9 protein-coding genes are annotated in these 11,211 nt (G+C 64.9%); all 9 read right to left on the reverse strand.

The window, feature by feature from the left end; all coding sequences use genetic code 11:
* Window positions 1–201 precede the first annotated feature (201 nt).
* The 9 genes from folD to INT12_RS22280 all read right to left on the reverse strand — a co-directional run bounded on the left by folD (window position 202) and on the right by INT12_RS22280 (window position 11,131).
* Window positions 202–1,119, reverse strand: coding sequence for a bifunctional methylenetetrahydrofolate dehydrogenase/methenyltetrahydrofolate cyclohydrolase FolD (gene folD / locus INT12_RS22240; RefSeq protein ID WP_082107777.1), 918 nt, complete (start codon window positions 1,117–1,119; stop codon window positions 202–204).
* A 63-nt stretch (window positions 1,120–1,182) separates the two neighbouring features.
* Window positions 1,183–2,862 (reverse strand): APC family permease, encoded by a 1,680-nt coding sequence (locus INT12_RS22245; RefSeq protein ID WP_102618267.1) that lies wholly within the window; start codon window positions 2,860–2,862, stop codon window positions 1,183–1,185.
* Window positions 2,863–2,950: 88 nt separating this feature from the next.
* The gene (locus INT12_RS22250) at window positions 2,951–5,260 is read right to left on the reverse strand and encodes a DUF1989 domain-containing protein (protein WP_193039790.1); all 2,310 of its coding nucleotides are present in this window, start codon (window positions 5,258–5,260) and stop codon (window positions 2,951–2,953) included.
* A gap of 13 nt (window positions 5,261–5,273) precedes the next feature.
* On the reverse strand, window positions 5,274–6,641 hold the full coding sequence (locus tag INT12_RS22255) for an NAD(P)-binding domain-containing protein (protein WP_046383909.1): 1,368 nt from the start codon (window positions 6,639–6,641) through the stop codon (window positions 5,274–5,276).
* Window positions 6,642–6,662: 21 nt separating this feature from the next.
* On the reverse strand, window positions 6,663–7,529 hold the full coding sequence (purU, locus tag INT12_RS22260; RefSeq protein ID WP_046383908.1) for a formyltetrahydrofolate deformylase: 867 nt from the start codon (window positions 7,527–7,529) through the stop codon (window positions 6,663–6,665).
* Window positions 7,530–7,559: 30 nt separating this feature from the next.
* Window positions 7,560–8,690 carry an aminomethyltransferase family protein gene (locus INT12_RS22265; RefSeq protein ID WP_193039789.1) on the reverse strand — a complete coding sequence of 377 codons (1,131 nt, stop codon included), beginning with the start codon at window positions 8,688–8,690 and terminating at the stop codon, window positions 7,560–7,562.
* A gap of 40 nt (window positions 8,691–8,730) precedes the next feature.
* The gene (locus tag INT12_RS22270) at window positions 8,731–9,747 is read right to left on the reverse strand and encodes a heme-dependent oxidative N-demethylase family protein (RefSeq protein WP_102618264.1); all 1,017 of its coding nucleotides are present in this window, start codon (window positions 9,745–9,747) and stop codon (window positions 8,731–8,733) included.
* An 11-nt stretch (window positions 9,748–9,758) separates the two neighbouring features.
* Complete coding sequence (locus tag INT12_RS22275) at window positions 9,759–10,688, reverse strand: PDR/VanB family oxidoreductase (protein WP_046383905.1); 930 nt, start codon at window positions 10,686–10,688, stop codon at window positions 9,759–9,761.
* Window positions 10,685–11,131, reverse strand: a complete 447-nt coding sequence (locus INT12_RS22280; protein WP_046383904.1) for a dimethylamine monooxygenase subunit DmmA family protein — start codon at window positions 11,129–11,131, stop codon at window positions 10,685–10,687. The genes INT12_RS22275 and INT12_RS22280 overlap by 4 nt, the downstream gene beginning before the upstream one ends.
* Window positions 11,132–11,211 lie beyond the last annotated feature (80 nt).

Here is an 11,211-nt window from a genome sequence, read left to right on the forward strand (position 1 = left end):
AGCGCTCGGGGCAGGGCTTTGCGTTGCAACTGGCTCGCCACCAGGGTGTTTTTCAGCCTGCGTGCCCATGAGTCGGGACCTGGCCGCCTACAACCACTGAGAACCCTGTAGGAGCGAGCTTGCTCGCGAAGGTCGTTAACGATAACGCGGGCATCCTGGATGACCGCGTTGCCTGGACGTTTTTCGCGAGCAAGCTCGCTCCTACAGGTGCGGCGCCAGCGCTCGGGGCAGGGCTTTGCGTTGCAACTGGCTCGCCACCAGGGTGTTTTTCAGCAGGTAGGCAATCGTCATCGGTCCCACACCACCCGGCACCGGCGTAATCGCGCTGGCCACGGTGCGTGCGCTGGCGTAGTCCACATCGCCCACCAACCGCGTACCGGTCTCGGTGCTGATGCGGTTGATCCCCACATCGATCACCACCGCGCCAGGCTTGAGCCAGCTGGCATCGATCAACTGCGGCCGCCCGACCGCAGCGACGACGATATCGGCCAAGCGGCACAATGCCTGAGCATCGACGCTGCGTGAATGCACCACGGTGACCGAGCAGTTGGCCTGCAACAGCAGGGTCGCCATCGGTTTGCCGACGATGTTCGAGCGGCCAATCACCACCGCGTGCAAGCCACTCAAATCGCCGCAGGTTTCATGCAGCAGGCGCATGCAGCCGCTGGGCGTGCAAGGCGTGAGCACCTCGATGCCTTGCACCAGGCCGCCGACGTTCTCACGGTGGAAACCGTCCACGTCCTTGATCGGGTCAATCGCATGGATCACGGCCGCCTCGTCGATATGCGCCGGCAACGGCAACTGCACCAGCACGCCGTTGACCGAAACGTCGGCGTTCAACTGGGCCAGCAGGTCGAGCACTTGCGCCTGGCTGGCGTCATCCGGCAGCCGGTATTCAAGGGAGCGAATCCCAACTTCCTTGGCCCGCAGCAGTTTGTTGCGCACATACACTTCGCTGGCCGGGTCGTCGCCCACCAGCACGACAGCCAGGGCCGGGAAGATTTTTTGCGCGGCAAGCAGCAGGACCTCTTCGCGAACCTCGTCGAGAACCTGGGCAGAAATGGCCTTGCCGTCGATATCGCGGGCAAGGGAAGGGAGAGTGCTGGTCAAAAGCGTCACCATTGTCTGGAGAAATAGGGGCGCTGAGGGATAAATCCCTCAGCGATAGGCAGCCCACGGCATTCAGGCTACCAGTTGATGGCAGGCATACACCACCAGCACACCGGCGATCAGTGTGGCGTAGGGCAGCCAGCCGGCGCGGCGTTGGCCGTCATCGGCCTGGATATACAAGTCACTGAGCATGGCCGCGGGGAAGCGGCCTTTGTCCTGCACATAGTGGCGGTAGCAGAACACCGGCAGGATCAACAGCGCCAGCAGCAAGCCGGTGACCAGCGTGCCTGCGCCCCAGATATCCGCACCCAGGCCCATGCACGCCAGGTTGACGAAGCTCAGCACGCCGCCGGCCGCCAGCAGCACGGTGGGGGCTTTGTACGGGCGCACCCAGTCGGGGCGGTCGAGGCGGTGGATCCAGCCGGCGTTGAGGTTGAGGAAGTTGAAAATGATGTAGCTGACGTTGGACGCCGCCAGCACGAACACATAGTCCGACATCAGCAACAACAGCAGGTTGAACGACAGGTCGGTCCACATCGCCGCCGTGGGCGCACCGTGTTCGTTGGTGCGCCCCAGGTATTTGGGCAGCCAGCCGTCCACCGACGCCTGATACAGGGTGCGCGACGAGCCGGACATCGAGGTCATGATCGCCAGCAACGTGGCGAGCACCAGCATGATCAGCACGATATTGGCGACCACCTTGCCGCCGCCGATGCTGTCGGCCATCACCTGGCCAACGCCCATGCCGCTGTAGATCGCCGGCGACAGCAGGCCGCTGTACACCGCCGGAGTCACTACCGCGCCGCTGGCGTCGAGCACCGCCGGGGTCACCAGTTGGCCCAGCCCCAGGCTGCCTTGAAACGCCAGCGGCACCAGGGTGAACACCAGGATGCACAGCAGGCCGGCGTAGAAGATCGCCTTGAAGGTGTCACGCTTGGGGTCCTTGAACTCGCGGGTGTAGCACACCGCCGTTTCGAACCCGTAGGTGGACCACGCGGCCATGAACAGCCCGCCGGCCATCAGCGACCAGCCGGACATATCCCACGGGCCGTCGATGACTTGCCCGGCCGCGTCATGGGCCAGCGGGAACAGCGGCAGGAAGTTGGCCTGGGTCGCGTCCCCGGTGAACAACGGCACCACGCCCACCAGCAACAGTGGGATCAGCGAGGTGACCCCGAGCACCAGCGTCAGCCGCGCCGAGCGCAGGATGCCGCCATGCTGCACGGCAAACACCGTGAGCAGAATCAACAGGCCAATGGCGAACGTCGCGTTGATGCGCAACGACAGGCCGCTCTTGACCCAACCCAGGTCAAGCAGGGTCAGTTGCCAGGTGTTGATCAGCGCATCGGCGGGAAACAGCGCGGTGAGGATATACCCCGCCGCCAGCCCCGAGCCGATGGACAGCACCGGCGACCAGGCCAGCCAGTTGCACCACACCGACACCGGCGCGATCAACTTGCTGTAGCGCACCCAGGCCACCGCGCCGTACACCGAGGCGCCGCCGGACTTGTGCGGGAACAGCCCGGCGATCTCGGCATAGGTGAAGGCCTGGATAAACCCGAACAGGATCGACACGATCCACACGATCCAGGCCGGTTTGCCCACCGTGGCGGCAATCGCGCCGATGGAGAACAGCACCAGCGCGGGCACGCCACTGGCGACCCAGAATGCACCGCGCCAATCGATCTTGCGGTGCAGGCTGCCCACTGAGCGGGCAGCCTGCGGTACAGCCTCGAACGTCGTCGCTTCCATCTTCGTATTCCCATGTCTGAGTAGCGGTTAAGAAGGGCAATCAAAGTGGGCAGTCAAAGTGGGGTGGCACACATCGGTATCGGGACGATCAGCTACGCACGCGGCTCTTGTCCGGGTCATAGAAAATCGCTGCGCTGACCGTGGCGCTGATGCGCTTCTGTAGGCCATCGACTTTGCCAATCTCAAGCAGGGTGCCGGGCTCGGCGCAGCTCACGTCGACCCGGCACAGCGCGATATTGCTGGCCAGCAACGGTGAGCGGCAGGCGCTGGTGATGACCCCGACCTGGGCGCGGCCGTGGTACACCGGGTCGCCGTGGTGGGCCGCCTCGTTGCCGCCGAGGTGCAGGCCGACCAGCTTGTGGCTGGGATGGGCGCTGCGCCGCAACAGGGCGTCGCGGCCGATAAAATCATCGGTCTTGCTCTTGAGTGGCACGCTGAAGCCGATGCCGGCCTCGAACGGGTCGGTCTGGTCGCTGAACTCGTAGCCGGCAAAAATCAGCCCGGCTTCGATGCGCAACAGGTCCAGCGCTTCCAGGCCGAGGGGCACCAGGCCCAAGGGTTGGCCGAGTTGCCAGATGCGGTCCCACACCCGTTCGGCGTCTTCGGGCTGGCACCACACCTCAAAGCCCAGTTCGCCGGTGTAGCCGGTGCGCGAAATCATCAACGGGCAGCCCTCGAAACCGTCCAGCCGGCCGACCAGGAAGCGGAACCAGCCGAGACTGTCCACACTCGGTTGGGTGGGCGGCGTCCAGACCATCTGCTTGAGCAGCTCGCGGCTGAGCGGCCCTTGCACCGCCAGGTTGTGAATTTGCTCGCTGGCGGACTTGACCCACACCTTCATCCCCAGTTTGTGGGCCTGCTCGCGCAGCCACACACCGGCGTAGTCTTCGCCGCAGATCCAGCGGAAGTTGTCCGGGCCCAGGCGCAGCAGGGTGCCGTCGTCGAGCATGCCGCCGTGTTCGTGGCACATCGCCGAATAGACCACTTGGCCCACCGCCAGGCGCCGCGCGTCGCGGGTCAGGCAGTATTGCAACAGGGCTTCGGCGTCGGGGCCGATGATCTCGAATTTGCGCAGGGCGGTCAGGTCCATCACGGCCACGCGTTCGCGGCAGCCGAGGTATTCCTCGGTGGCGCCATAACCGTCGTAGCGCAACGGCAGCCACCAGTTGCGGTAGTCGATGAAGCTGCCGGTGAGGGCGCTGGTGCGTGAGTGGAACGCGGTCTCACGGGTCAGTATCGGGTCGGCATCGGCCGTGGTTCGAGTGCTCATGGCGATGGAAAAACGCTCCTTCTCGCGGTAGATACGGACATGGATATCGGTCGGGTTCCAGCCATTGGCCGGGTCGATGTCATCCGGGCACGAGGTACTGCCGCACACCAGCTCGGTCATGGCCCGCAGCAGTACGTAGTCGCCGGGCCGCGACCACGGCTCATCCAGGGTCATCTGCTGGTGTGCATCAATGCCGGTGTTGAAGAAGAAATTGATCGCCGGCCAGCCGTTGCGCGCTTGCACGCCGTAGGGCGCGAGTACGCGGCTGAGGTTGTCGCTGCAGTTGTCGTGCCCGAAATAGCCATGGGATTCGTAGTAGCGCGCCGCGCAGGCCAGGGCGAAGGCGTCGTGGCGCCCGACGGTGTCCTGCACCACCTCCAGCATCGGCTGCATCCGGCGGTCGAAAAACTTCGAGAACAGCCCCGGCGCCGGGTAGGCGCTGCCGTTCAGCGTGCGCGTCACGGTCTGGTCGAGGTCCAGCTCCACGCCGCGATCCAGGGCGCGGCGGTCGAGGGCGACGAAGTCCGAACACTGGCGGCCGGCGACGTCCAGCACCTGCACGTACTGGCCCTTGGCGACGCTGTAGCCGTGGGCCGTGCCCGCGCGCACGGTGAACTCGTCCAGCACCTCGCCCAATGGCTCGGGCAGGGCAGGCACCAGCAGGGGCGACGGGTTGGCCCGTGTCACCAGCAGGCGCAGTTCGCTGGGCCGGTATTGCCGGTCGACGGCGGTGGGCCCGGCAGGAGCGGCGACGATCACCAGCAGGCGGTCATGGGCGACAAACTGCCGAGTGTGACCGGGCGGGCTGGCGTCGTCCCACAGCGCGGCGGCCAGGGGCAGTGCCTGCGCGTCGATGCCGCGCCGCTTGAGCGCCTGGCCGACACGCGGTGGCACGCGGCAGGCGCTCGAGCCGCTCAGCCCCCAGCTCGCCAGGGCGCTGCGGCCGCTGGCGTCGAGGGCCAGCAGTTCGCAGGTTTGCCGGCCTTCGAGGTCGATCACCTGCAGGCCGTCGCCGGGCTGCAGGTCGACCAGCGTCACACCGCCGGCGGCCACGCGGTAGCGTTCGAGGTTCGGCGCCCGGGCAAACAGCCCGGGTTCTCGCGGGTGGGAAACACGCGGAGCATTCATCATGGGCACCCGCTCAGCCGACTGATTTGATGGGCGTCACGGGCTCGCCCAGGTACGCCGCCATCGAGTCGTCCAGGGCCAGCAGCCACGGGGTGTGGTGCGGCGGCGACTGGGTGCCGGTCATCAGCGAGCGGTAGGACTTGTCGCGATAGCCCATGATGTTTTCGGCCTTGTCGTGCTTCCAGTGCAGAAAGGTCTCGTTGACGGCGGCGATGTCGAAATCCGGGTAGTCGGTGGCGTCCACCAGGTGCTGGATGTAGGCGCCCTGGAACTCGAACATCTGCTGGTTGGTTTCCAGGGTCAGTTCCCGTGCCTGCCATTGCTGGCTGTCGGCGATCATCGCGGCCTGGCTGGGCAATGGGATACGCCCCAGGATCACATCGCGGGCATACCAGGCCTGGGCGTCGAACATGTTGAACGAGTACCACTGGTCCTGCATGCCGAGGTAGATCAGCCGCGGGTTGGGTTCCCAGAACACGCCCTTGTAGAGGTTCATCGGCCACAGGCGGTTGTCGGTCCTGAGGCTCAGCTCATCCGGCAGGAACGGGAAGTGGTGCTTGTAGCCGGTACACAGGATCACCGCGTCGATGTGCTTGCTGCTGCCATCGGCAAAGAACGCACGGTTGTTTTCCAGGCGTTGCAGCAGCGGCTTTTCTTCCCAGTTGTCCGGCCACGCATAGCCCATGGGCGTGGTGCGGTAACAGCTGGTGATGCTGCGCGCGCCATATTTGTAGCATTGCGAGCCGATGTCCTCGGCCGAATAGCTGCTGCCGATGATCAGCAGGTCCTTGTCCTTGAATTCCAGCGCCTCGCGAAAGTCATGGGCATGCAGGATGCGCCCGGCGAACTGCTCGAAGCCTTCGAAGTACGGCACCTTGGGCGTGGAGAAGTGGCCGCAGGCGTTGATCACGTAGTCGAATTCTTCACAGGTCAAGGTGTCGTGGGTGTAGTCGTGGGCGTACACGGTGAAGCGCTGGGTCTGTTCGTCGAAGGTGACCTGGCGCACCACATTGTTGAAGCGGATGTAGTCGCGCACGCCGGCCTTTTCCACCCGGCCCTTGATGTAGTCCCACAACACTTCGCGGGGCGGATAGGAGGCGATGGGCCGGCCGAAATGTTCTTCAAAGGTGTAATCGGCGAACTCCAGGCATTCCTTGGGGCCGTTGGACCACAGGTAGCGGTACATGCTGCCATGCACCGGCTCGCCGTTTTCGTCCAGGCCGGTGCGCCAGGTGTAGTTCCACATGCCGCCCCAGTCCTGCTGTTTCTCGAAGCACACCAGTTCGGGAATGGCGGCGCCCTTGTCGCGGGCCGACTGGAAGGCGCGAAGTTGTGCCAGGCCGCATGGGCCGGCGCCGATGATTGCTACACGTAGAGTCATGAGCGTGCCTCCTGAAGGGTTTCAGCGAAAGATCACTGTCTTGTCGTGGTTGATGAACACCCGGTGTTCCAGGTGGTATTTCAGGGCTTTGGAAAGGGCGACGGTTTCGGTGTCGCGGCCGATGGCGACCAGTGAATCGGGCAAGTGCGTATGGTCGACGCGCTGGATTTCCTGCTCGATGATCGGGCCCTCGTCGAGGTCGCTGGTGACGTAGTGGGCGGTGGCGCCGATCAGCTTCACCCCCCGGTCATAGGCCTGGTGATACGGCTTGGCGCCCTTGAAACCGGGCAGGAACGAGTGGTGGATGTTGATCGCCCGCCCCGACAGTTGCTGGCACAGGCCGTCGGACAGGATCTGCATGTAGCGCGCGAGCACTACCAGATCGGTCTGGGTGTCTTCGACGATACGCATCAGTTCGGCTTCCTGGCCGGCCTTGGTGTCCTTGGTGATGGGCAGGTAGATGAAGCGGATGCCCTCACGCTCGGCCATCGCCCGCAGGTCCAGGTGGTTGGAGACCACGGCGGTGATGGTCATGTCCATTTCGCCTTTACGGTGGCGGTAGAGCAGGTCGGTGAGGCAATGGTCGAACTTGCTGACCATCAGCAGCACGCGGGTCGGCTGGCGTGAGCTGAACAACTGCCACTGCATGTCGAAGCCGCCGGCGAGCTCGCCCAGGCCTTTGCGCAGGTCGCCGATATCACCGCTGACGCCCTTGTTGAAACGGAACACCGCGCGCATGAAAAACTGCCCGGTGAACTCGTCGTCGAATTGCGCCAACTCGCTGATGTAGCACTGCTGCCGGGCCAGGCAGGCGCTGATCGCGGCGACGATCCCGGACGCCGCCGGGCAGGTGATCTTGAGAATGTAATGTTCGCTTGAGGCGTCCATCGAAGGCTCCTGAATGCGGTGAAGGAAGGCTCAGCCCTTGGCCGTGCGCTTGGTTTTTTGCGGGTCGTCGAAGGGCAGGGCGTGGGTGGTGGCGGTGCCTTCGAAGCTGCCGCGCACCTGCAACGGGATGCCGGGTACGGCGCAGGCGACGCTCATGCGCGCGATGGCCATCGAGCGTTTGCTCAGGCGCGAATACATGCCGCAGGTGATCACGCCGACTTGCTGGTTGCCCTGCCACAAGGTGTCGCCAGCCTCGGCCGGGCGCACGCCGTCGAGCAGCACGCCGGTGATCTTGAAGCGCTCCTGGCCGCGCAGGCGCAGGTGTTCTTCGGCGCCTCGGAACGCTTGTTTGCCGGGCGAAACCGTGAAGTCCAGGCCCATTTCCCACAGGGTGTCGCCGGCCTTCTGGTCGGCGAAGGGGTACATCTGCGAGTTGTCGTAGGGGAAAAACATCAGCGAGCTTTCCACTCGCAGCCAGTCCAGGGCGGTGAAGGCGCAGGGAATGATTCCCAGGCTCGCGCCCTGTTCGAGGATGCTGTCCCACAGGAACGGGGCGTCGGCGGCCTTGCAGAAAATCTCGTAGCCGCGCTCGCCGGTGTAGCCGGTGCGGGAGATCATCACCGGGCGCTCGAACAGGCGCGTTTGCAGGTGATGGAAGTACGGCAGCTGGCGGATGCCAGGCACGTGCTCGGCGAGAAAATCCACCGCCAGCGGGCCTTGCAGCGACAGGTCGTGCAGATCGTCGTCGAACAGCACCGCCACTTGCCGGCCCTGGGCCGAGCGCACCAGCATTTCATGCCCGGTGCCGGCGCCATGCACGACCATGAACGCATTGGGCCCGGTGCGGTAGACGATGCAGTCATCGACGAATTTGCCGTCCTCGTCGAGCATCGACGCATACACCGATTTGCCGGGATAGAGCTTGGCGATGTCGCGGGTGGTGGCCCACTGCAACAGGCTTTCGGCGTGCGGACCGACGTAGTGGACTTTTTTCAGGCCCGATACATCCATCAGGCCGGCGCGGGTGCGGATCGCTTCGTGGTGATCGGCCAGCGCGCTGCGGTAGGTCCAGGCGGTGCCCATGCCGTTCCAGTCTTCGAGGTTCGAGCCGAGCGCGCGGTGCCGCTCGGCCAATGCAGAAATACGCCAGGAGTGGGTCATGTGAGATTCCTTGCTGTGAAAAGGAGCACCGGGAAAAGGTTCAGGCGAGTGGATCGAACTGGCTCAGCCACTCGACCAGGGTCTGTCGATAGCGGGTCATGCCCTTGTAGTCGGCGATGGCATCGGGCAGGTCGCGCAGCACGCGGTGCAGGCGGCAGCCCCAGCCGGGGTGGCTGACCAGTTCGTCCAGGCTGATCAGGTAGGTGCGAATGCTGAACATCACTGCGTTGCTGCGCGGCAGGCGCGCCATCACTTGCAGTTCGACCCGCAGATGCACCTGTTGCCCGACGTTCTGCGCGGTGATCCGGCCGCGGTCGGCGCCCCATTGATGGAAGGTTTCCGGCGACGAATCCAGGCGCGGGTTGATGGTCAGGGTCCAGTTCAGGCGCCGGACCGGCTGGCCGGCCTGCAGGTTGAGCAGGTACTTCAGCGCGCGCTCGAACACGCCCATCTGGTGGGCCATGGGCACCGGTGCATGCCACTGCTTGAAACTCATCCCGGCATCGAACGCCAGTGACCAGTCGGCCGGGCTGGTGACCAGGCCGGCGTCCATGTACAGGTCGCCGTCGCGCTGGTCGAGCAGGGCGAAATCCCCTTGCACCTGGCGGCCGATGTATTCCAGCGGTGCGCAGGGCAGGCTGGCGGCATCGCCGAAGATGAACGGTTGATCGATCTGCAGCAGGTGGTTGCGCCAGTGCCAGCGGTCGCCGTCACGCACCAGGCTGAACCACTGCGGGTAGTCGACGGCGAGGTTTTCCATGAGCATTTGCAGCGCATCCCAGGCCGCCGCTTGCATGTGCGGCATCACCAGGTAGCGGCGCGGGTCGTTGTCCAGGATCAGGGCGCGTTCGGCCATTTCCGAGCGGTAGTGCTCGTCGATGTCGAAGGCGTGCTCGTAGACGGAACCCGGGTCGCGGGAGGTGGCCGGTTCGATGTTCACCGAGTACAGGTAGCTGTCCTCGATAAACGGAAACGGGAAGCGACGGATCGCCGCCGGGCTGTTGCGAAAGCTGAAATCGTCGCGATAGCTCAGCACAGGGCTCGATTGCAGGGGCATGGCACTCACTCCTATAGGTCCAGCGAAACGCAGGGGCCGCTGCCGCGTGAGACGCAGGGCATCAGAAATTCGGCCTGCTCGGCCGGGCTGAGGAAACTGTCGCGGTGTTCGATGGCACCGCCTTGATGGCGCGTGATGCACTGGCCGCAGACCCCACCACGGCACAGGTTGGGCACCTGCAACCCCGCGTGCTCCAAGGCTTCGAGCAGGCTCTGCTCGGCCTCCACGCGCAGGGTGCGGCCACTGCGCAGCAGTTGCAGGTCGAACGGCTGGCCCGGTTGCGCGCCTTTGAACGCCTCGGCATGCAGCCGATTGCGCGGCCAACCGAGGCGATCGGCGTGTTGCTCGACCGCCTCGATCAAGGGTTGCGGGCCACAGGTGTAGACGTGGCTGCCCAGCGGCCGGTTGGCGAGGATGCGGCTCAGGTCCGGGCGGCGGTCGTAGGCGTGCAGGCGCGGGCCGAGGCGCTGTTGCAATTCATCGAGGTAGGCGTCGCTGAGGCCTGGCCGGAACAGGTAATGCAGTTCGAAGTCGGCCTGCTGTTGTTCCATCGTGGCGATATAGGCCATGAACGGCGTGATGCCGATGCCGGCGGCGATCAGGATGTGCCGGCGTGCGGTGCCATGGGGCGCGAACAGATTGGCCGGCGGCGAAATCCGCAAGGTGTCGCCGACCTGCACCTGGCGATGCAAGTACTGCGAACCGCCGCGAGACGCGTCCTGCAGGCGCACGGCGATGCGGTAGTGGCGCGTGTGCGCCGGGTCGCTGGTCAGCGAGTAGGCGTTACGCACCGTGCCCTCGGCCAGCGGCAGATGCACCTGTACGTGGCTGCCGGGCGAGAAAGCGGGCAGGGCGCCGTCGCAGGCGGTCAGGGTGAACTCGCGCACCACGGGGGTGAGCATTCTGGCCGCACTGACCTGAACCTTGAGGGCGGCGCTCATGGCTGGAACCCCGCGTAGGGCTGGTCGGGGTTGATGCACACGCCGAGGTAAGCCCCCAGGCGCCGGGAAAAGTGTGCGCGCACTTCCAGCCCGACGTTGCAGCCGATGCAGTTCAACACCGGCTCTGGGCCTGCGGTCTGGGTCAACCCGCAATGGGCGCAATACACCTGGCGCAGGCCGGGCATCGTGCAGGTCACGCTGATCTCGTCGTCTTCCAGGCCGGCGGCTCGGGCTTCGGCGTGAATGCGCCAGACAAAGGCCTCATCGCCCAACAGGTAGAGCCGACAACCCACGGTTGCGCTGGCCAATGCCTGTTGTAAACGCCGGCTGAAGTCGGGTTGTTCGCCGCTCAGCAGCAAAGGCTTGTGCAGGTCGGCGGCAACCGCCATGCCGGCGGTTGCCGATTGCATCACCACGATGGGGCGGTTGTGGGTGTGCGTCATGCGGGCTCTCCAAGGTGCGTTTTGTTTCCTGTTGGGAGAGATCGTTTCCTATGAGGAAAATCTTCTCAATCTGGAAAAAG

Source organism: Pseudomonas sp. K8, assembly GCF_014889455.1.
Taxonomy (GTDB): domain Bacteria; phylum Pseudomonadota; class Gammaproteobacteria; order Pseudomonadales; family Pseudomonadaceae; genus Aquipseudomonas; species Aquipseudomonas veronii.